This window comes from Thalassotalea sp. Sam97 (assembly GCF_041379765.1).
In the GTDB taxonomy this organism is placed as follows: Bacteria; Pseudomonadota; Gammaproteobacteria; order Enterobacterales; family Alteromonadaceae; genus Thalassotalea_A; species Thalassotalea_A maritima.
Genome location: NZ_CP166919.1, coordinates 2,624,786 through 2,647,253, shown reverse-complemented (window position 1 = coordinate 2,647,253; position 22,468 = coordinate 2,624,786). Strand labels below are relative to the sequence as shown.

Genomic DNA, 22,468 nt, shown 5'->3' with positions numbered 1-22,468 from the left:
ATGACGTATTCACAGGGACGTATTAGGGGGTTTGGTTTAATTGAGGTATTGGTCGCTCTGGCAATCATGGCGTTTGGTTTGATGACCATGGCGGCTTTTCATATCACAGTCATTAACGAAAGCTCGACCAGTAAAAATCGTGCCGAGGCGTTAGCCATCGCTCAACAACGCATAGAACAAATGCGCAACTATACCGACTTAGCCGTTTCACAAGCGGATTTTCACCAACTTTTCCCCATTGTCACCGAATTTGCGAATCAAGCGACCCATCAAGGCACGAACACCTTATTTACTCGCCAAGAGATGATCCTGGCAAATGACGCCGTAAAAACAATCACCGTGCAGGTGTTATGGCAAGATGCCTCTGGACAACAAGAGCAAGTCGAGTTATCAACAGAATTTGCTTATAAGTCTCCTGGGTTAGCCGGAGATGCTGACATGTCTCAAGCTATCGGCCCGTTAGTTCGCTCTGCTACCGGTCGTGCGCGTCTTGGTAAAGGTGAGGTAACGGAGGAAGAAATTGCCTCAGGTAAGGTCGTATACAGCAATGGCGATACCACAGGTTTGTTGGACCGTGGTGATGGTGATCTGCGCTTAACCTCAGACAATGATGTGGTATTAACGTTAGAAGATGCCTGTGAATTAGACGACGGAATTCGTACCAATGAGCCTTGTACGGGCTTCGTTGAAATATCGGGAAGAGTCTATATCGATCGCGCTGAAACATCGGTCAGTGTTGGTGGTGTGCATGTCATCGCTTCCGATGCCGCTTATTGTCAGCGTTATTATACTGCGAGCAACGGTGATGCCGTAGCCGTTACTGCCGATACCAATAGTGCGCTATCAACAGCGACCGGTAATTACGATTACTTTGATTACACCTGTTATCTTGGTGGTGGCTGGCATGGCAACGTAGGGGTCATGATTGATGGCCCAGAATGGGCGTGTATGGGCGATCCGAATGCCGCCGACAGTTTTGATGCCCCGAAAGTTGCCATTCGTCGAGTGTACCGCGGCATGGCCTATAAAACCGATGACACCAATGCCCCCATTACCGATAACAAAGGCAACACCATTTATTATTCAGTCGGTGTTGCCGATGCCTTAATTTTACCTGCCGAAGGCCAAGCGGGGCATGATTTTGTCGTTTCCAACTTAAGCTCAAGTGATGAATCTCTATGTACCCTAGGTGATAATCAAACGGATCCGGTCATGATGCACCCTGACAGCAATGTTAATGGCAGTGATGGTGACTTATTTGCGGGTGTGCCTACCGATTTTTTCTGTTTAAATCAAAATAGTGATTGGATAGATAGCGTAAAAATGGACGCATATGGTTACAGTAGCGATAACTATTGCCCGTTTGATCCAAGCGATCCGCCGTCGCAAAAACATACCATTAGTGGTGATTTATTTATTACTTTTGCTGATGGTAATTACGACAAGTTAGATAACTTCTGGATATATACGTCTGATGGTTATTATAACTGTGGGGTCAGTTTACCTGACTTAGTGGGGACCCATGCATATCGTTGGAACTATCAATGCGACGTGTTTGATTGGGGTAACGGCTGGACGGGGTATGTGCAAATCACCCCAGATTTATCGACGTTTACCTGTAATCCATTGGCCATCAATATTGCCGATAACAAGGCAATTACTGGCGATTCAACCATAGGTGACTTTGTCTGTCATGATAACGCTTCAGCGGCAAGTAATATGATGATTGTAAAAGGTAACATCACTATAGCGAGCGGTGCCATTGAGGCAATTACCCTGGATGACAGCGCGTGTACCATTACCGGCACCACTTATGAGTGTGTTGGCGAAAATTTTGATGTGAATAATTTGTTTAATGGCACTATTACTTACAAGGCTTCGAAAGCGAAGGCGTGTGTCACGTATATAAACAATACCACTGCCGCGACGCTTGATGTGACAAACGGTTCGCAACAATCAACCGTGGCTATAAGCAATGCGCAGTCTGGGATCATGAATATCGATGTTACCGTAAATAATGGTCAATGTGCGACGACTAATATTGATGATATATAAGCAATGACATAGCAAGGAATGATATGAACAAAAGTCAGGGATTTACCTTAATTGAACTTATGATAGTGGTGGCTATTCTTGGTATTATCGCCGGAATAGCTTACCCAAGTTATGTTGATCATATGCAAAAAGCCCGTCGTAGCGATGCGCAAGCAGCGTTAATGGGTTTAGCAATGGCTCAGGCTAAATATCGCATTCAGTGTCCGCAGTATGCCAGTAGTCTTGCCAGTAGCAATGATTGCACTAATGGCACTTTAAAAGCCCCGCAAAGCAGTGAGAATAGCTATTATCAGCTGAGTGTTAGCAGTGCTTCAGGTAACGCTTATACATTAACCGCGAGCGCGCAGGGCGTTCAGGCAAATGACAGTGTCTGTACGGCGATAACATTTACGGTTAATGCCAGCAACCCAAACGGTGTTAAAGCGCCAGAGCAGTGTTGGCAGTAGCCTCAAGCTGGTAGTTGTTGTCTTGCGGTGCACTGTATCTTTAAAATTAAAGCTTCCGAAGGGCGAGTTTAAAAGCTTCATAAGCTGTTTTGTCGATATTAATAGAGAAGTATCCATTCCTTTAAAACTCACCCGTAAATGAGCCTCTACCCTAACTCTGAGTTGGGCACAAACTTAGTGTAATTGGTATAAATCTTGCCGAATGAGTAAGTCTTTATGGGAATTGCTAATATTACTGTCCGCGTTTAATCGACACTAAACAGCATTAACGATTCACTTAGTCTTATACTCGTCAAACAGTCGGGACAATAAACATAAAAAAGCCCTGATTTTGATCTCAGGGCTTTTTTTATCTGCTGTCAGTTACAATTACTTGCTGTCTGACATTAAACCACGACGGATTAATAGATAATCTGGGTTTGGCTCTTGACCACGGAAACGTTTGTACATTTTCATTGGATCTTCAGTGCCACCGGTTTCAAGAACGTTTTCACGGTAACCTGTGGCGACGTCTTGATTGAAAATACCTTTTTCTTTAAACAGTTCCCAAGTATCGGCATCAAAGATGTTCGACCAAATGTAACCGTAGTAACCAGATGAGTAGCCGCCGGCAAAGATATGTGAGAAGTAGGTGCTACGATAGCGCGGTGCAATCTCATCAATTAGGCCGATTTCTTTCATCGCCGCTGCTTCAAATGCGTCCGCATCTTGCACTTCAGCGGTTTCTAGGGTGTGCCATTTCAAGTCAAGTAATGCTGCCGCCATGTACTCGGTGGTGGCAAAGCCTTGGTTGAACTTGCCTGATGCTTGGATTTTTTCAACAAGTTCAGCTGGGATCACTTCACCCGTTTTGTAGTGACGGGCAAAGTTAGCTAACACTTCTGGTTCAGTCATCCAGTTTTCCATCACTTGTGATGGGTACTCTACGTAGTCACGTGGTAAAGCGGTACCGGTTAGTGAACGGTAGTAACCGTCTGATAATAAACCTTGAATCGCGTGACCAAACTCGTGGAATAAGGTTGATGCTTGATCAAAGGTTAATAATACAGGCTCATCGCCCACTGGTGCTGGGTAGTTAAGCACGTTGTAAATAACAGGCTTAACGTTTTCACCGTACATTTTGTATTGTTTTTGGAACGAGCTCATCCATGCGCCGCCACGTTTCGACGCGCGTACGTAGAAGTCGGTCATGTAAACACCGATTGACGAGCCATCTTTATCAAACACTTCGTACGTGGTTACATCTGGGTGATACTTAGGTAAGTCGTTGCGCTCTTTAAACGTAACGCCCCAAAGCTTCTCAGCGGTGTAAAACACACCTTGCATGGTGTTGTTCAGCTCAAAGTAAGGCTTAGTTACTGACTCGTCTAAGTCGTATTTTGCTTTACGTACTTTTTCTGAGTAGTACCACCAATCCCATGCTTCTAACTTACCCTTAAAGCCTTCGCTTTCAGCGTACGCTTGCATATCGGCAACTTCTTGCTTAGCACGAGCTAATGATGCAGGCCATACACGATCCAACAAGCCGTATACGTTTTCTGGCGTTTTCGCCATGTTGGTTTCTAACACGTAATGAGCGTGCGTCTTATAACCAAGCAACTGAGCACGTTGGTAGCGTAATGATGCCATTTCTGCTGCGATGTCTTTATTATCGTTAGCATTGTCGTTATCACCACGGTGCGTGTAAGCGTGGAATAATTGCTTACGAAGATCGCGGTTTGTTGAATACGTTAAGAATGGATAAAAACTTGGACGATGGGTGGTAAATACCCACTTACCTTCGTGGCCACGTTGTGATGCTGTTGCCGCTGCAGCAGCAATGATAGACTCAGGTAAACCACCTAAGTCAGCTTTGTTATCAATAACCAATTCAAAGGCGTTGGTTTCAGCTAGCAGGTTTTCACCAAACTGAATCGACAGCTTAGAGATTTGCTTATTTAGTTCACGAAGTTGTGCTTTATCTGTTTCGTTTAGATTAGCACCGGCACGAACAAATCCACGGTAAGTATTCTCTAGCAAGGTTTTTTGTTCAGTGTTCAGCGTCAAGCTGTCTTTTTGCTCGTAAACAGCTTTAACGCGAGCAAACAACTTGTCGTTTAAGTAGATGTCATCACCCATAGCAGAAAGCTTTGGTGAATACTCTTTTGAAATGGCTTGCATTTCAGGGCTTGACATTGAACCAATTAAACCAAAGAAGGTGCTAGTCACTTTATCCAATAAGTCACCTGACATTTCCATTGCTTCGATGGTGTTTTCAAATGTTGGTGCTTCTGGGTTATTGGCAATAACGTCAATGTCAGCAATGACTTCTTCAATACCACGGTCAAACGCTGGACGGTAGTGAGAAATCTTAATTTGCTCAAATGGTGGTACTTTATATGGCGTGGTGTATTCACTGAAGAAAGGGTTCTGGCTGGTCACTTCGGCGCCAGCGACAGTTTCTTGTGTTGTTGGTGTTAACTCAGTATTGGCGGCATTACAACCGGCCAAAGCAATAGCAAGTGCTATTGGTGATAAAATGCGTGCTTTCATGCATGCTCCCTGTTATTCATCTAGCGGTGGTCAAGATTTGGCAGAAGCCAGATTAACTTGTTGTAGGGACCACCGATTATATTTTTGCGTTATAGGTTTTAACCTAATCTGCCGCATATGTAAAATGGATGAAGGGAATTTTACGTTTTAAAATGTAACGAAATGCTATTTGTAGAATTATTAGTGGCCAACTAAGTGTTATTTGCGCAGTTATCTATTCGGCTATTTAAAAGCGCATCGCATATTTTACACACTGTGTTTCGACTAGCGCATTTTTTTATTTTGTTGTTCTCGTTTGACTAAAAGAAACGTGAGGTACATTTTTGTCGGTAGCGAAAATACCAAACCCAATGCAATAAGGGCTGCGCAACATGCCATCGCGATCGGCCCGTAGGTTTGCGTTATATCGGTGTAACTTAACAATACATGGCCTGCCAGCAATAACAGCAAACCAACGACAATACTGATTTTTAAGTACGTAATCTGTTTATCTTCACTCATCGAATGTCACTCTATCAAACTCGCTGTTGGATTTTATAATACCAATAACATTAAGTTATTGCTCACTCAGTGAGAATTTAAAGGCATTTAGGCAAGGCTTTGATTGCAGAGAATGGTTATTCCATTGTCAAAATCAGTTAGGCAGCATAAAAGCCTTTAAAACTCACCCGTAGGGCGTTTGCCAGAGGCCCATTTACGGCCCTATATTTCATTAATATAGAATGACTATTTCAATGAAATCTATGTTGTAACTGAACCTCTGCTCTAACTCAGAGTTGGGCACAAACTTAGTGTAATTGGTATAACACGTTGATGCACTCGCGTTTAATGCAACGGTTACTCTATCACCACTTTACAGGATATTACCTAGATAAAGTGTTGATTTATGTCAACGCGACGTAAATGGTTTGTTTGTGAGCTAGAGCGTGTTGATCTTTCAGGGTTAAATTTTGTTCGAATTAAATGCATTTTTATCGCGGCACTTGTGATACGCATAGTTATTCTACGCACAGAGCAAGTAACAATGAAAAAAATGCATTTAAACGAATCCAAAGGACAGCTTTTATGACGCCTTTCTACTGTGTTATCAATTGCTTATGTGGGTTAACCACACAACATAAGCTCTGCCTTGTATAAAAACATCATAAATTGGTGCAAAACCAACCTCAAAAGATCAACACGCTCTAGGCTCTTTAAGGTAATAAGCGGTTTTATGTAATAAAAATTTAATAAATGGCTTGCTGTAACAAAACTGTCATATTGGTTCTTTATAATCGCCGATGTTGTTAAATTAATCATAGTTTAAGGTAGTTCTGTGTCTTCATCTGCAAGTAATTTTCAGGCAAGAAAAATAAAAAATAATCTTGCTAAATGGATGATTTCCGCTGGGGGGATAAGTGTTTTATTTACCCTAGTGCTTATATTCTTATACCTTGTTTATGTTGTTAAACCAGTGTTTGAGTCGGCCTCTGTTGAGCCGAGCCAGATCATCAACACCAATATTGAAAACAGCTTGGTAGCAGGGGTTGATGAATTGCAAGAGATTGCATACAACATTGACAACAATGGCGTTATTCGCTTTTTCCAGATTAGCCAGGATGATGAACGTCAAGCTGACCAATTGCTGCTAGAGAAAGTACTTATCCCTGCTGATGAAACAGTACACCGCATTGTAAGTAGCAATACAGGTCAGTATTTATTGGTTACTGAGGCTGGTAAGGTACACCTCATCGTTCCTAAATTTAGAGCGGAATTCGTCGCGGATAAGCGCAACATTTACCCTTACATTGATTATCCGTTAGGTGAACAGCCACTGTTAATTGATGAACAAGAAGTCACCTTAATGGATGTGCGCTTTGCGATGGATAGCGAGCGAGCGGTATTTGTTGCTTTGACAGAAGATAATCGTCTGATCAAAACGTCGCTTATCGCTGAAGATGACTTTAGTTACGATCCTGAATACGCCACAGAATTTCAAGTTATTCAAGAGCAGGCAGATGATATCGACTTTTTTGATATCACCCCCGATATGACCGCGGCATTTACGGTTATTGATCAACAAGTGTTGGTATATGACCTAGAGGACGATTGGGAGGTACCGGTACGCAGTACCTTTGTGGCCGTTGCTAGGCAGCAAACTGTAACCAGTATGGCGTTATTGTCTGGTTCAAGTTCCATTTTGCTCGGTACTAGCGATGGTCAAGTACATCAATATTTTGAAGTAGCAAGCGAAGAAGGGCGCGCATTTCAACACATTCGCTCATTCACAGTGAGTGATAACGAGTCTGTGGTGCGTTTATACCCAGAGCTGTATCGCAAGAGCTTTTATGCGGTAACACCATCAGGGCTGGTAGGAATTTACTATACCACGTCAGAGGCCGAATTATGGCAAGCTCATTTGCTCGACTCGGCTGAGCAACATGTCAGTATTGCCCCTCGCGCTAACGCACTCGTTATCAATAATGGCGCAACGATTGAAACTGTTAAAGTTGATAACGAACACCCAGAAGTAACCTGGTCAGCATTATGGCAGGAAGTTTGGTATGAAGGTTACCCTGAGCCGGATTATATTTGGCAATCAACGTCGGGCTCTGATGACTTTGAAGCCAAGTTCTCGTTAATGCCGATTTCATTCGGTACCATGAAAGCGGCGCTTTATGCGATGTTGTTTGCGGTACCAATTGCGTTAGCGGCTGCTATTTACACCGCCTATTTTATGCCGCCGGCATTGCGTAAAACGGTTAAACCTACCATCGAATTAATGGAAGCTTTGCCAACCGTTATTTTAGGTTTCCTTGCTGGTCTTTGGTTAGCGCCATTAGTCGAAGCGAACTTACCGGCGGTATTTTCCTTACTGGTTGTGATACCAATCACCATTGTGGCCGTTGCGGTAGCCTGGCACAACTTACCAAAGAACGTAAAAGTTTGGTTACCAGAAGCGTATTCACCACTGATTTTATTACCGTTTATCATTGCCGCTGGCTGGGTATCATTTGCTTTGTCTGGTGATGTCGAAGCCGCATTGTTTGGTGGTGATATGCGTCAGTATTTGACTAATGATTTAGGTATTAACTTTGACCAGCGTAACGCATTAATCGTTGGTATCGCGATGGGCTTTGCCGTTATTCCAACCATTTTCTCTATGGCTGAAGATGCGATTTTTTCGGTGCCAAAACACTTAACTTCAGGCTCTTTGGCGCTAGGGGCTACTCAGTGGCAAACCTTGGTAAAAGTGGTGTTGCTAACCGCAAGTCCAGGTATCTTCTCAGCCATTATGATGGGCCTTGGCCGGGCGGTAGGTGAAACTATGATTGTCTTGATGGCAACAGGTAATACGCCGGTAATGGATTGGAGTATTTTCCAAGGTATGCGTACCTTATCCGCCAATATCGCGGTTGAAATGCCTGAGTCTGAAGTCGGCAGTTCACATTACCGTATCTTGTTCTTAGCCGCGTTTGTGCTGTTCATCTTTACATTTATATTTAATACAGTAGCTGAGTTTGTACGCCAGCGTCTTCGTGAAAAATACAGCTCGCTATAGGAAGTAACAATTATGAATAATTGGTTTAAATCAGGATCGCCATGGGTTTGGCTTAGTGCTGGCGGTGTAACCATCAGTTTGATTTCGGTGGTTGGTCTATTGTTTTTAATCGCATCGCGTGGTTTATCGTACTTTTGGCCATCAGAGATTCATCAATTTCAATTAACGGATGGCAACGGCATTAATTCAACGGTTATTGGTGAGATTTACGATGTAGAAAACGTACCGGCATCGCAGTTAGCAAATTTGGCGCTTGAAGGTGATGAAGATGGTATGGTTACTCGCTATCTGATCAAAACCGGTAACCGCGAACTGGTACCTTTGGACTTTCGTTGGATATTAGAGCCCATGGTAACAGAGCGCTCAATGCCAACCGATGTGGCTGTGATTGAGCGCCGCAAGAACGGTAACTTTTATGGCTTCATCGAAGCATTGTACATTGACGGCACAAAAACGCCGGTAGACCAACTTGATACCTTTATTGAACGAGTTAATGCACTGCAAGCTGATATTAACGATCTACAAAAAGTAGATATTGGTGCTATCAACTACGATCTTGAACGTATTCGCTTAAAAGAGCGTAAAGCAGAGCTTGATGGTGAGTTAACGGCTGAACGTCAAGCAGAATTTGACGCCCAGCGCAAAGCGTTAAATGAAGACTACTTAACATTAGAAAAACAATTAAATGAGCTACGCGAGCAAGTTAAGCGCGATAAAATTGTTGTGCGTGCCATGGACGATAGTTTAGTGGATATCCCGCTTGAGCAAGTTATTCAAATTAACTTTAATAACGATTTATCGTTTTTCAGTAAATTGGCCATGTTTTTCGCACAAATTGGCAGCTTTGTTGCTGACGACCCACGCGAAGCTAATACCGAAGGTGGTGTATTCCCAGCGATTTTCGGTACCGTACTGATGGTCCTTCTAATGACGGTTATCGTCGCACCGTTAGGGGTTGTGGCGGCGATTTATTTGCATGAATACGCCGGCAATAACTCATTTACCAAGTTAGTTCGTATCGCCGTGATTAATTTAGCAGGTGTTCCTTCGATTGTTTACGGGGTGTTTGGTTTGGGTTTCTTTGTTTACATGATTGGTGGCTCGCTGGACCAAATTTTCTACCCTGAGTCACTACCAAGCCCTACCTTTGGTTCACCAGGGGTTATGTGGTCAGCAATTACCTTGGCAATTTTAACCTTACCTGTGGTTATTGTTTCCACTGAAGAAGGCCTTGCGCGTATTCCTGCAAGTATGCGCCATGGTTCATTAGCGTTAGGTGCCACCAAAGCGGAAACCTTGTGGCGCATTATTATCCCCATAGCCAGCCCAGCAATAATGACCGGCATCATTTTGGCCATTGCTCGTGCGGCCGGTGAAGTCGCGCCATTAATGCTCGTTGGTGTGGTCAAAATGGCACCAACCTTACCATTAGACGGTAACTTCCCATTTTTACACTTAGAGCGCAAATTCATGCACTTAGGCTTCCATATATACGACGTAGGCTTTCAAAGCCCGAATGTTGAAGCAGCACGTCCATTGGTCTATGCGACAGCGCTATTGTTGGTAACAATTATCGTTGCCTTGAATATGACGGCAGTAACGATTCGAAACCGTTTACGCGAAAAATACCGCGCGCTTGAACACTAATAACAACTTAGCGTTAGCGAACAGAATTTTAGATTTAAAAATAGAGTTAAATTGCAATGATTACAGTGAAACCGGATGTTGCTATGTCTAGTCAAGAGAAGATTGACATCAACAACTTAACAGCAGAGCAAACCGCATTAGAGATTAAAGGTTTAAACTTATATTACGGTGACAAGCAGGCACTTAACGGCATCTCAATGAAAATCCCTAAAGGCCAAGTAACTGCTTTTATCGGCCCAAGTGGTTGTGGTAAATCGACATTATTACGCTGCATTAACCGCATGAATGACTTGGTAGATATTTGCCGTATTGAAGGTCAAATCAACCTAAATAACGAGAACATTTATTCGAAGCATGTCGATGTGGCACAACTTCGCCGTAAAATAGGTATGGTGTTTCAACGGCCAAATCCTTTCCCTAAATCGATTTACGAGAATGTCGTTTACGGTCTGCGTTTAGTTGGCGAAAATAATCGTCGAGTTCTGGATGAAGTATGTGAACGTTCATTGCGAGCAGCCGCATTATGGGACGAGGTGAAAGATCGCCTTCATGATAGCGCCCTAGGATTATCGGGTGGTCAGCAACAACGCTTGGTCATTGCTCGCGCGATCGCTATTGAACCAGAGGTGTTATTGCTTGATGAGCCAACCTCTGCACTTGATCCAATCTCTACTTTAACCATTGAAGAGCTAATTAACGACTTAAAGAAAAAGTATACCGTTGTGATTGTGACTCACAATATGCAACAAGCGGCGCGTGTATCAGATCAAACAGCGTTTATGTATATGGGCGATTTAATTGAATACGCTGATACCAATACCTTGTTTACAACGCCGGCAAAGAGAAAAACTGAAGACTACATTACCGGCCGTTACGGTTAATGGAGCGAATGCGAGCCAGACGTCATAACATGGTTCGCCTTATTTATTTGATTGAGTGAATTAACATTTTATTGTCTGCCGCTGTTTATACTTTTACAGGGCAGATATAACCAAAGTGTCGGAGTAGACAATGGATAGATTAGATACAGGTCGCCATATTTCAGGGCAGTTTAATCAAGAATTAGATGCCGTGCGTAATCACGTCATGGTCATGGGCGGTATGGTTGAGCAACAACTTAAGGATGCGTTGCGTGCGGTTCACGATAACAACATCGAGTTGGCACAAAAAGTACTTTCTAGCGATTATAAAATCAACCGTATGGAAGTATCGATTGATGAAGAATGTACTCATATTTTGGCTAAACGTCAGCCTGCAGCCAGTGATTTACGTTTAGTCTTGGCGGTGATCAAAACCATCGCCGACTTAGAGCGTATAGCCGATGAAGCTGAAAAAATTTCTAAGGTGGCACTCGAGCAATTTGGCTCAAAACAAAAAGACTTTTTATTGAGCTTGGAAAACTTAGGACAACTCACGCTAAAGACCTTACATGATACCTTAGATGCATTTACCCGTATGGATGTTGATGCGGCGTTGCAGGTTCACAAAAGCGATCGAAAAATTGACCGTGAATATGAAGGTTTAATGCGTGAGTTAATGACCTACATGATGGAAGATCCGCGCTCTATTCCTTCGATTATGTCGGTGCTTTGGTCAGCACGCGCCTTGGAGCGTATTGGTGATCGTTGTCAAAATATCTGTGAATACGTGATTTACTATGTCAAAGGTAAAGTAATTCGTCATATTGGCGATGGTGACATTAGTGAAGAGCTGTTAAAAAGTTAATAAAGACATTTTAGCTAATACTATTATTACGGATGCGATAAAACATTCATTTTAAGGTATTAGCGAACCTAAATTCTTTGCTTAACGCTCGCTTATCGAGTGTTGGCAATGAATATTTAAGCAAAAACCGCCCGGGTTAATCACACAAAAATTATGGGTATTGATAGATAAAACATTGGCATGGTGTTATTTGTTACAAAAAGTACATTTTATTGGTGTAATAGATATACTTAAGGCGTAAATGTTTTTAATCAACCCTCAAAATAGTGTATATTGCCTCGGCATTTTTAACGAGCAACAACCTTGTTGCAGGAATAAAATATGAGTGGAAATAACATACTTGGTGTATTTGCAAAATCACCATTAAAACCTTTAGAAAAGCATATTCGTAAAGTAAATGAATGTGCCGCTTTATTGCCTGAGTTTTTTTCTGCATGTGCAGAAAATGACTGGAAAAAAGCGGAAAAACTACGTAAAGAGATTTCAACGCTTGAAAAGCAAGCGGATGAGATGAAACGTGCAATTCGCAATGAACTACCAAGCGGTTTGTTCATGCCAGTGCAACGTACAGATATCCTTGAATTAGTGCGTCAGCAAGACAAAATTGCCAACCGCACCAAAGATATTGCCGGTCGTGTATTTGGACGTGAATTAATTATCCCAGGTTCGCTTTTGCCTGACTTCAATGCGTATCTAACACGCTGCCTTGATGCGGTTAAACAAGCTGCTGATGCGGTAAATGAGTTAGATGATCTATTAGAAGCCGGTTTCCGTGGTCGTGAAGTGGATTTGGTTGAAAACATGATCGATAAGCTAGCTAAGATTGAAGATGATACAGATGGCATGCAAGTCAAATTACGTCGTAGTCTTAAGTCGATGGAAGCTGAATTAAACCCAATCGATGCGATCTTTTTGTATCAAATCATCGAGTGGGTGGGCGATTTAGCCGATTTAGCTGAACGTGCAGGTGCGCGTTTAGAAATCATGTTAGCAAGATAAGGGTCCAAGTCATGGATATTTTGATGGATTACGGTAGCACGTTAGTTATTTTTGCTGCTGTCGTTGGCTTTTTTATGGCCTGGGGTATTGGTGCAAACGACGTAGCGAACGCGATGGGTACATCGGTTGGTTCAAAAGCACTAACCATTAAACAAGCGATCATCATTGCGATGATTTTCGAATTTGCTGGTGCCTACTTAGCTGGTGGTGAGGTTACCTCTACTATCCGTAAAGGCATTATTGACTCAAGCTACTTTGTTGATATTCCTGAACAACTGGTGTTCGGTATGATTGCCGCGTTGTTGGCGGCAGGTACTTGGCTATTAATTGCCTCATACATGGGCTGGCCAGTATCAACGACTCACTCAATCGTTGGGGCGCTCATTGGTTTCTCTGCCGTTGGTGTGTCGATGGACGCTGTTGTTTGGGGTAAAGTTGGTGGCATTGTTGGTAGCTGGATTGTTACCCCGCTTATCGCTGGTGTATTCTCATTTATCATTTTTAACAGTGCACAAAAGCTGATTTTTGATACCGACAAGCCGTTAGAAAAAGCACGTACTTGGGTGCCTGTTTACATGTTCTTAGCTGGTTTTGTATTGTCACTTGTGACCATCAAAAAAGGCTTAAAACACGTTGGTTTAGACCTTGGTACAGCCGAAGGCTTTATGTGGGCAATTGCTGTTGCGATTGTTGTTGCCCTTGTTGGTAAGATCTTCATCTCTCGCATTAAGTTTAAAGAAACTAACAAGCGTGCAGACTTCTTAAACGTTGAAAAAGTATTCGCAATTTTAATGGTGATTACCGCTTGTTGTATGGCATTTGCTCACGGTTCAAATGACGTTGCTAACGCAATTGGTCCACTAGCTGCCGTTGTGTCTGTTGTTGAAAGTGGCGGTGAAATTGCAAAGAAAGCAGCGTTAGCATGGTGGATTTTACCTCTAGGTGGTATTGGTATCGTGCTTGGTTTAGCGATTTTTGGTCACCGTGTTATCGCCACTATCGGTAAGGGCATCACTCACTTAACGCCAAGTCGTGGTTTTGCTGCTGAGCTTGCTGCGGCGTGTACCGTTGTTGTTGCATCGGGTACGGGTTTACCAATCTCAACTACGCAAACGTTAGTTGGTGCCGTTTTAGGTGTTGGTATGGCACGCGGTATTGCAGCAATTGACTTAGGTGTTGTACGTAACATTGTTGTATCTTGGGTGGTAACTCTACCTGTAGGTGCCGGTCTTTCTATCATCTTCTTCTTTATGATTAAAGGCATGTTTAGCTAATCGCTCGCGATACAAAACACGATTAAGACAAAGCCAGGCCAAGTGCCTGGCTTTTTTGTTTGGGCGATGTCATTTCTTATTCCCAAGAAGGCTTTATGTATTTCTTTTTAAGATCTATGCGACTTTACTACGCAACACCTATGCACTCTATAAGATAAATATATTGCCCGTAAATTGGTAAAAAAGGTGATTTTGCATTAAGTTAATGTCTTACATTGGCAAGTTTTGATTAGTTTTAGTGATGAATACTCATCTTCCAAATCTCAAGCACCTACAATATTTATTGGCGTTGAATGAGCACCGCCATTTCCATAAAGCGGCGGATGCGTGTTTCGTCTCACAATCAACCTTGTCCAGTGCCATTATTAAGCTTGAGCAGTTACTGGATTGCCAAATAATCGAGCGTGAACACAAAAGCTTTGTCTTTACTACTCATGGTAAAGCGGTGGTTGCTATGGCCGAGAAACTTGTTGCTCAGGCGTCGGAATTTGTCGAGTTTTCTATGTCGCAAGGTAAGGTTGATAAAGGGTTGGTACATATTGGTTGTATTCCCACCATAGCTCCGTTTTTGTTAACCGATGTGGTCAGTAGTGTGCAACAACAGCTGCCAGATATTGAGCTGTTGATCACAGAAGCGCCTACCGATGCATTGTTAACTAAGCTACAGTCTGGTGATATTGATGTCGCAATCTTAGCGATGCCTATTAATGATAAGTTCTCAGATACGTTTCATATTAGTGAGCTTGGTAGCGACAACTTTTATGTAAGTGGTGAGCCGAGCTTAGTCGATAGTATTATTAAAGATCAACACTATCGTCACATCCCTGACGGTAGTATTTATTTATTGTCGGATGAGCACTGTATGACAGCGCATGCCATCTCTGCTTGTAAACTTGTTGATAAAAGCAAAGTCAATGCCTTTGCCCCAACATCATTAACAACATTAATGCAGATGACTATACACCATAAAGGGGTGACCTTCTTGCCGGAAATGGCTATTCGCAAAGGTATAGCAGATATCAGTAATGTTAAAAGTGCTCTGCTACCAGATCAACCCAGTAGAGCTATCGCCTTACTCGAACGTCAGCATAGTCCGCGTACCCAGACGTTTTCATTATTGGCAAAACTTTTCAAACAGCAACTTAAAAAAAGTTAATTTATTTTCAAACTTTTTATTTCTTTGCATCGACTAAACCACTACAAGACAACAATAATTGGATATTCTTTTGTTCGAGCGCAGTGATCAAACTCTGATAGAAAAAGCCAAAAAAGCCAATAAATCGGCTTGGTTTGCATTGATCTCGCGATATGAAAAGCAAGTGTATAACTACGCCTTAAGAATGGTTGGAAATCGAGATGACGCGCTTGATCTGATGCAAGATATTTTTATCAGTGTTTATCGAAATCTGTCATCCTTTCGTGGTGATAGTCAGTTTAAAACCTGGTTATTTCGCATTGCTCATTTTCGCTGTGTAGAGTTCTATCGTAAAAAAAGACCAACCATGTCGTTAGATGATGAATCTGAAATGGTTGATCAAGATCAGCGTAATTTACCGTGTGCAAGTAGCGAAATATCATCGCAACAAAATCATTTAGCCAAAGCGATGCAATGTTTATCCGTTAATCAGCGAGTGGTGATTGAGTTAAAGTTTTTTCACCAATACACCTTTGAAGAGATAGGCAAACAAATTGGCGCATCAACAAACACCGTAAAATCGCGATTATATGCGGCGTTAGCAAAGTTAAAAGATTTACTGGAGGTGGAGTATGTCTGAACAAGATAAACAAAGATTGTTCGAATGCTGGCTAGATGGGCAGATCAGTCCTGAGCAAAGTGAGCAACTAGAGCGATTAGCCAGTGACGATGAGCAATTAGCACAACGATTGATGACCGCGCGCTTGGCTGAGCAGCAAGCATTTTGCTATGCCGAGCAATCGGTACCTAAGTGGGATAAAAGCGCAACATTTGACACAGAGCATAAGCCTTGGTGGCAATGGCAAGGGTTACCGGTTGCGTCGATGGCAATGTCTATATTCGCTATAGGCTTAGTGTTGTTTAACGTTAAGGTCAGTCAGACAGAGCAAGGATTGACGATTGCGTTCGGGCATAGTCAACAAGCACTGCCTAACGATATCGAAACTTTGGTCGACCAACGCTTGATTGATTTTGCGAAAGAACAACAGTTGGTTATGGCGGCGTTTAATCAAGATATAGTTGATCGCCAACAAGACAATAATTTGAAGTTAGCGACCTATGTGCTTAGTGCCAGTCGAGCTGAGCGCCAACAAGATATATCCGACGTGGTCAGTTTTGTTAATCAAAGTCGTGGTGAAGATAATCTAAATCAAACGCTTCGATTACAACAGTTGCAATATAAAATTCAAACACAGGCGATAACGCCATCTCTGGAAGTGAATAAGGAGAACGATTATGAGTAAGTTAACTAAGGTGAGTGTATTGTCACTACTCGCAGGCTCTTTTATGGCGTTAAATAGTGCCGCCGCTGTTGATATGGATGACATCCATAAGCAACTCGATATCATGGGCAATATCATGCAAGATAGCGCCAACCAAGTGGATGGTAATAAACGTCACCGAGTAAGTCGTGTCGATTCACATTACCTGGCTGGTCAGGGGGTACTGTTTACTCTGTCAATGAATGCCTCTAGGTTCGCTGATTTTCCAGTTGCTCCAGTGGTGCCTGTACCTCCTGTTGGTGAGAGTGGCGAAGCGCTATTTGGTGAGGGCTTTGAAGTGGTTATTGAGCAAGCCTTAGAGGACGCAGCCTTAGTAGCGGAACGAGTAAACGATGGCTTGCGGCAACAACTTGAAGAGCAAAGAACGTTACGAGAGCAAGAAAGAGAGTTAGCCTATGCCATGCGTGACCTTGCCAGACAAGAGCGCGATTTAAAATATCAAAAGCTGCATGTAGAGAAGCAGCAGAAACAAGAACTTAAACAGCAACTTGAGAAGATTGAACAAAAAAAGGCTGAGATAGCAGAATCGAAACAAGCTATTGAAGCACAAAATAAACAATACCGTGAAAAAGTAGCCGCACTAAAACAACAGCGTTTAGCAGAGAAGCAACAGTTTTTGCATTCGCTGGAACAAAACTTAGCACAGGTGATGTGTCGTTATGGCGGAGGTTTGCGTCAGATACCTGACGAGCAATATGTGTCAGTTATCATTAAAGGGGCAGGTGAGCAGCAACGCCAAGGCAATAAAGACAAGGTTATCGTGTTTAAAAAGGCCGATATTAAAAGCTGTGTATTAGAGTCGATAGACAGCAAAGCATTGTTAAGCAAAGCAAATAGCTATCAATATTAACCAAGATAGCCTGTATTAAACGTTGCACTGAGAGAGTACAATTGAGCACATAAAAAACCGAAGCATTCGCTTCGGTTTTTTATGTTTGGTTTACAGATTACTGCTCCATTGGCGTGTAAAAATTTTCACCAATGTCATAGTCGCCAGATGCGTTAGTCAATTTTCCGTTGTCGAAGGTCAATTCAAGGCGCTTGCTACGGTTCAATTCTTGGTCTTTACCGGATAAAAATTCATATACGTAATACCAAGTATCATCATTGAATGTGTCTTGCACAACAGGGTTACCAAGAACATACTTAACTTGTTCTTTGGTCATGCCTACTTGCAGTTTATCTATTTGGTTTTGCTCGATGTAATTGCCCTGTGGCACGTCAATTTTGTATACACAAGCAGAGGTTAAAACCAAAGCTGTGCTAACGATTAAAGCTCGTATCATTTCATTGTTATCCTTATTGCGACTGCCTTTGACAAATCGGTACCTGCGCTGTGATTACAGCGATGGCGTATTATTTGTTATAAACGTCATGACTGTCAGAATAATAACGAAGCACTGCGCTAGATTAAAGGCTTTTGTTGAAAAACTTATTTTTAAAGCGCCTGCCTTAGTTTGCTTCGTTGCTTTGTTCGACGATTACCCAACAAAGCATGTTTACCTGAGCAATTTTTATGTCACAGCTAACAAGCACCAAGTAACCTATTATCAACCATAGTAGATAGCCTAACTTGCTAAAAGTTCACGTGCATTGGCTAAGCTATGCTCGGTTATTTGATCTCCGGCTAGCAGTCGAGCAATTTCTTGCTCACGCATTGGTGTTGATAACGGTGTTACAGAGGTTTGCGTATGCTGGCCATCACTTAGCTTGGCTACAAATAATTGTTGCCGACCTTTACTGGCAACTTGCGGTAAATGGGTTACACAAATAACTTGTGTCGATTGCCCTAAGCGCTGTAATTGCTTACCCACCATAGCCGCCGTGGGGCCACTGATACCAACATCAACTTCATCGAAAATCAGTGTTGGCGTGGTGACTTTAGCTGACAAGATAACCTGAATGGCCAAGCTGATGCGGGATAATTCGCCACCAGAGGCCACTTTATGCAACGCTTCAAGTGGTTGACCAGGGTTCATACTTACCACGAACTCTATGTCATCTTGGCCATGCCTGCTTAGCTGTTGCTGCGGGTGTTGTTGTAATTGGACAGAAAAACGCGCATTTTCCATGTTGAGTTGGTGCATCGATTGACTAATTTGTTTGGCAAGCTTTTCCCCTGCGCGCTGTCTTGCTTGGGTTAATTGTGCCGCTAATTGTTGATAGCTTTGGCAGACATCAATGAGCTCACCATCAATGAACTCTAATCGACTGTCATCATCACCAATAGATGCCAGTCGTTGACGCAGTTGTTGGTGATAATCATATAAGGCTTCAGGTAATACTTGGTGTTTCCGAGAAAGCTGTAAGGCGAATGAATAGCGCTCCTCTATTAAAGCATAGGTTTGCGGATCGATATCAATACTCTGTTGATAATGACTCAAATCATGTTGTGCCTCTTGCAGTGATATGCGTGCGTCCTCTACCATGTCTGCGATTGTCTGCGCATTGCTGTCAAGCTCGGCCAGCTTATGCAGTTGATCGCCACATTGTTGAATAAGTGACAATATCGAGTAGGCGTCATCGCCAGCAAGCTGTGCTAAACAAAGCTCTGATGTTTGCAGTAATTGTTGGGCATTAGCATGGCGCTTAAAATCATTCTCTAGCTGTTCAAATTCATTTGCTTGTAATGCAAATTCGTCGAATTCTTTTACTTGATATTGCAATAATTGCATTTCAGCTTGGCGTTTATCGTGGCTTGCTTGCAGTGCTTGCTTTTCGTTGAGCAGACTGGTGTATTGGCGATGTAATTGACCAATTTGCTTAAGTAGCTTTTGGTGCTTGCCATAATCATCGAGTAAGCGTCTTTGCTCACTCGGCTTTAATAGTAACTGATGATCATGTTGACCGTGAATATTAATGAGGTATTGGCCAATGTCCTTTAATTGCGATAACGGCACCGGGCAGCCATTAACATAGCCTTTCGAGCGGCCCTCTTTTGAGATCACACGGCGAATGATGCATTCATCTTCTTGCTGTAAGTCATGATGCAACAGCCATTTTTGTACTTTCGGTAGTTTACTTACATCGAAACTTGCACAAATTTCGGCTTTATCAGCACCAGGTCTTACGGTATTACTCATCGCTCTATCGCCCAAGCACAGGCCTAAAGCATCAATGGCAATCGACTTACCTGCGCCCGTTTCACCGGTGATGGTGGTCATGCCATGTTGCCAGTCTATTTCGACAAAACTGACAATCGCAAAATTTTTAATCGATAGGTTGATAAGCATAGTGGCCTCTGCAAAGCGTTTCGAATTGGCAATATCAATGCGTAACTATAGGTTACTGTTTATTTATACAGTGAAAATTAACAGTGTTTTTTCAGCTTTGCAAGTGGAATTTTTAACGAGCAATAAAAAAGCATTAAAGTTATTGATAACTTCTTATTTATCAATAACTTTAATGCTTTTTCGAGTTTTGGGTTGAGCGGACTGAATAATCTGTGGGTTCAGCTCATTATCCGTTAATACACCTTGTTGCCCCAACTCAGTTTAGTACGCAGCACATTAAAGTAATCGTAATCTAGTGGGTGAACGAGACGTAAGGTATCTTTGTTTTTTCTAATGCGTATTTCGTCGCCTGGCATTACCGCTAAGATAACGTGACCATCACAACTCACTTGCAATTCTTCGTGATTATTTGCGGCAACAACAATTTTTATTTCAGCATCACCATCAACAACGATAGGCCTTGACGTGAGTGTGTGTGGAAACATTGGCACTAAGGTTAAGGCATTAAGGTTAGGCGTCATAATTGGCCCACCTGCGGACATTGAGTAAGCGGTTGACCCAGTCGGTGTGGAGATAATGATGCCGTCACTGCGCTGTGAAAACATAAAAGCGTCATCAAGGTAAACCGCAAACTCCATCATGCTAGCAACTTTGCCTGGGTGTAATACCGCCTCATTCATCGCCGCATTAGCACTTTTTAATTGACCATGACGATAGACTTCAGCGTAAAGCAAGCTGCGATTTTCGGTTTTAGATTTTCCGGCTAAAATGGCGTCCAGTGGTTCAATTAAGTTATCCGGTGATAAGTCGGTAAGAAAGCCAAGATTACCGCGGTTAACTCCGACCACATCAATATCATGGCTTGCAAGTACACGGGCTGCTCCCAGCATGTAGCCGTCACCACCCACCACTACGGCAAGATCTGCTTGTACGCCAATATCGACAATATCGAATGTTACACTGGCATCTTTGTTAAGCTCCTTAGCAACTTTGCTTTCAATCATCACCGTGTAGCCGTGATCCTGTAAATAATGATGTAAAGCAGCAATGGTTGCCAACGCACCGTCATGATCGGGTTTACCGATAAGTCCAATGGTCTGATAAATGTTAGCCATGCGGTTGTCTTAATTGCCTTTATGTATTGATTTATTATGGCAGTTTTACCAAGATTTTAATTATTGTAAAGACGCAATGATATTTTTAGTCAAAATATCTCTTGAAAGCGGTTATAATGCCCCCATTAATTACCTCAGAAATATAGAGCACTAGCGTTTTATCGCTGTAAGAAATTTGGGAGTTTTCAATGACCACAGAGTCAAATAAAACCGAGCCACAGCAAGAAGTTGTGCAAGAAGAAATGAACTCAGCGACTGAAGCTGATGTTATCGAGACAGCTGCTGAGACTGAGCAAGCAGAAAATGTTGTTGAATTATCGCCAGAGCAAGAGAAAATTGCTGAACTAGAGCAGAAGTTAGCTGCTGCCTTAGCAACCATCGATGAGCAGAAAGACAGTGTTGTTCGCGCTAAAGCTGAAGTTGAAAACATTCGTCGTCGTAGTGCGCAAGATGTTGAAAAAGCACGTAAATTTGCGTTAGAGAAGTTTGCTGGTGAAATGTTAACTGTGGTTGATAACTTAGAGCGTGGTTTAGCAACCATCGACGCTGAAGATGAAGCACAGAAAAACACCTATGAAGGCGTTAACTTAACCCTACAAGGTTTGTTATCAGGGTTAGATAAGTTTGGTGTTAAAGCGGTTGATCCACAAGATCAACCATTCAATCCTGAATTTCATCAAGCAATGTCAATGCAAGAAGTTGAAGGCGTTGCCGCTAATACCGTTATTGCCGTAATGCAAAAGGGGTATGAATTAAATGGCCGCTTGATCCGTCCAGCCATGGTAATGGTATCGAAGTAACTTTGGTTACCATGCTGATGAAAAAGGCTTGTCAATGACAAGCCTTTTTTGTAGCTAAAATTAACGGCTATGACATTAAGTGGTTAGTCGTTGCCAGGGGCTCTATCGATAACGAGCTCCTGCCAATCATCTTCTTCGGTAACACGTACCGAACGCACTTTTTTCTCCATTAATGCACTGTTGGTGTATTCCACATTAATTTGGTTTACTTGACCAGGCCAGACATCTTGTAGCGCACGCATTTTTACGAATACGGAGGTGAGCCCTTGTGGTTGCTCGATTTCTTGGTAAACCCAAAAGAATTTACCTTCGACCTCAAAGCCGACCTCACCTAGCGCAAGGAGTGTCTTGTGCTGATCCAATAAGCGGAACTGCTGCTGAATGTACTGGGCAAAATCAGCTTGCGATTGCTTATCACTAAGCAAATCGGTATTTTTACCCAAAATATCAACCATAGCGTGTTCCGCATCGTGTAAATAAAAGCGATGCGATACTTCAATGTTGCTAGTGCGGTCATTAAATAATACGGTAGTGAACGCCTCTTTTAGCTGATGAGCGTGGCTAGCCGCGCTCATCAATCCTAAAGACATACAAACCGTTAATAACAGTGCTCGGAATGTCAT

19 protein-coding genes are annotated in these 22,468 nt (G+C 42.6%); 13 read left to right on the top strand and 6 right to left on the bottom strand.

The window, feature by feature from the left end; genetic code table 11:
- Positions 1–2,055: a prepilin-type N-terminal cleavage/methylation domain-containing protein gene (locus ACAX20_RS11810; protein ID WP_371186426.1), complete on the top strand. Its 2,055-nt coding sequence runs from the start codon at positions 1–3 to the stop codon at positions 2,053–2,055.
- 23 nt (positions 2,056–2,078) lie between these two features.
- Entirely contained in the window at positions 2,079–2,501 is a 423-nt protein-coding gene (locus ACAX20_RS11805) for a type IV pilin protein (RefSeq protein ID WP_371186424.1), read from the top strand.
- Positions 2,502–2,870: 369 nt separating this feature from the next.
- On the opposite strand, the gene ACAX20_RS11800 is transcribed toward ACAX20_RS11805, so the two are convergent.
- Positions 2,871–5,033, bottom strand: a complete 2,163-nt coding sequence (locus ACAX20_RS11800; protein ID WP_371186422.1) for a M3 family metallopeptidase — start codon at positions 5,031–5,033, stop codon at positions 2,871–2,873.
- Between the two features lie 264 nt (positions 5,034–5,297).
- Positions 5,298–5,534 carry a hypothetical protein gene (locus tag ACAX20_RS11795; RefSeq protein ID WP_371186420.1) on the bottom strand — a complete coding sequence of 79 codons (237 nt, stop codon included), beginning with the start codon at positions 5,532–5,534 and terminating at the stop codon, positions 5,298–5,300.
- A gap of 874 nt (positions 5,535–6,408) precedes the next feature.
- On the opposite strand from ACAX20_RS11795, the gene ACAX20_RS11790 reads away from it, so the two are divergent.
- The 10 genes from ACAX20_RS11790 to ACAX20_RS11745 all read left to right on the top strand — a co-directional run bounded on the left by ACAX20_RS11790 (position 6,409) and on the right by ACAX20_RS11745 (position 17,547).
- Positions 6,409–8,574: an ABC transporter permease subunit gene (locus ACAX20_RS11790; RefSeq protein WP_371189649.1), complete on the top strand. Its 2,166-nt coding sequence runs from the start codon at positions 6,409–6,411 to the stop codon at positions 8,572–8,574.
- A gap of 9 nt (positions 8,575–8,583) precedes the next feature.
- Entirely contained in the window at positions 8,584–10,221 is a 1,638-nt protein-coding gene (gene pstA / locus ACAX20_RS11785) for a phosphate ABC transporter permease PstA (RefSeq protein WP_371189647.1), read from the top strand.
- A 56-nt stretch (positions 10,222–10,277) separates the two neighbouring features.
- Positions 10,278–11,102, top strand: coding sequence for a phosphate ABC transporter ATP-binding protein PstB (gene pstB / locus ACAX20_RS11780; protein WP_371186418.1), 825 nt, complete (start codon positions 10,278–10,280; stop codon positions 11,100–11,102).
- Positions 11,103–11,232: 130 nt separating this feature from the next.
- Complete coding sequence (gene phoU / locus ACAX20_RS11775; RefSeq protein WP_371186416.1) at positions 11,233–11,946, top strand: phosphate signaling complex protein PhoU; 714 nt, start codon at positions 11,233–11,235, stop codon at positions 11,944–11,946.
- A gap of 321 nt (positions 11,947–12,267) precedes the next feature.
- The gene (locus tag ACAX20_RS11770; protein ID WP_371186414.1) at positions 12,268–12,945 is read left to right on the top strand and encodes a TIGR00153 family protein; all 678 of its coding nucleotides are present in this window, start codon (positions 12,268–12,270) and stop codon (positions 12,943–12,945) included.
- 11 nt (positions 12,946–12,956) lie between these two features.
- Positions 12,957–14,219 (top strand): inorganic phosphate transporter, encoded by a 1,263-nt coding sequence (locus tag ACAX20_RS11765; RefSeq protein WP_371186412.1) that lies wholly within the window; start codon positions 12,957–12,959, stop codon positions 14,217–14,219.
- 241 nt (positions 14,220–14,460) lie between these two features.
- The gene (locus ACAX20_RS11760) at positions 14,461–15,375 is read left to right on the top strand and encodes a LysR substrate-binding domain-containing protein (RefSeq protein WP_371186410.1); all 915 of its coding nucleotides are present in this window, start codon (positions 14,461–14,463) and stop codon (positions 15,373–15,375) included.
- A gap of 70 nt (positions 15,376–15,445) precedes the next feature.
- The gene (locus ACAX20_RS11755; RefSeq protein WP_371189646.1) at positions 15,446–15,994 is read left to right on the top strand and encodes an RNA polymerase sigma factor; all 549 of its coding nucleotides are present in this window, start codon (positions 15,446–15,448) and stop codon (positions 15,992–15,994) included.
- A complete protein-coding gene (locus ACAX20_RS11750; protein WP_371186408.1) occupies positions 15,987–16,658 on the top strand; it encodes a hypothetical protein in 672 nt (223 codons plus the stop codon). The genes ACAX20_RS11755 and ACAX20_RS11750 overlap by 8 nt, the downstream gene beginning before the upstream one ends.
- A complete protein-coding gene (locus ACAX20_RS11745) occupies positions 16,651–17,547 on the top strand; it encodes a hypothetical protein (protein WP_371186406.1) in 897 nt (298 codons plus the stop codon). The genes ACAX20_RS11750 and ACAX20_RS11745 overlap by 8 nt, the downstream gene beginning before the upstream one ends.
- A gap of 97 nt (positions 17,548–17,644) precedes the next feature.
- Here ACAX20_RS11745 and ACAX20_RS11740 read toward each other — a convergent pair whose 3' ends face one another.
- The 3 genes from ACAX20_RS11740 to nadK form a co-directional block, all read right to left on the bottom strand.
- Positions 17,645–17,983 carry an outer membrane protein assembly factor BamE gene (locus tag ACAX20_RS11740; protein WP_371186404.1) on the bottom strand — a complete coding sequence of 113 codons (339 nt, stop codon included), beginning with the start codon at positions 17,981–17,983 and terminating at the stop codon, positions 17,645–17,647.
- A 282-nt stretch (positions 17,984–18,265) separates the two neighbouring features.
- Positions 18,266–19,930, bottom strand: coding sequence for a DNA repair protein RecN (gene recN / locus ACAX20_RS11735; protein WP_371186402.1), 1,665 nt, complete (start codon positions 19,928–19,930; stop codon positions 18,266–18,268).
- A gap of 233 nt (positions 19,931–20,163) precedes the next feature.
- On the bottom strand, positions 20,164–21,045 hold the full coding sequence (nadK, locus tag ACAX20_RS11730) for an NAD(+) kinase (protein WP_371186400.1): 882 nt from the start codon (positions 21,043–21,045) through the stop codon (positions 20,164–20,166).
- A gap of 188 nt (positions 21,046–21,233) precedes the next feature.
- On the opposite strand from nadK, the gene grpE reads away from it, so the two are divergent.
- Entirely contained in the window at positions 21,234–21,845 is a 612-nt protein-coding gene (grpE, locus tag ACAX20_RS11725; RefSeq protein ID WP_371186398.1) for a nucleotide exchange factor GrpE, read from the top strand.
- An 83-nt stretch (positions 21,846–21,928) separates the two neighbouring features.
- On the opposite strand, the gene ACAX20_RS11720 is transcribed toward grpE, so the two are convergent.
- Positions 21,929–22,468 (bottom strand): DUF6702 family protein, encoded by a 540-nt coding sequence (locus ACAX20_RS11720; RefSeq protein ID WP_371186396.1) that lies wholly within the window; start codon positions 22,466–22,468, stop codon positions 21,929–21,931.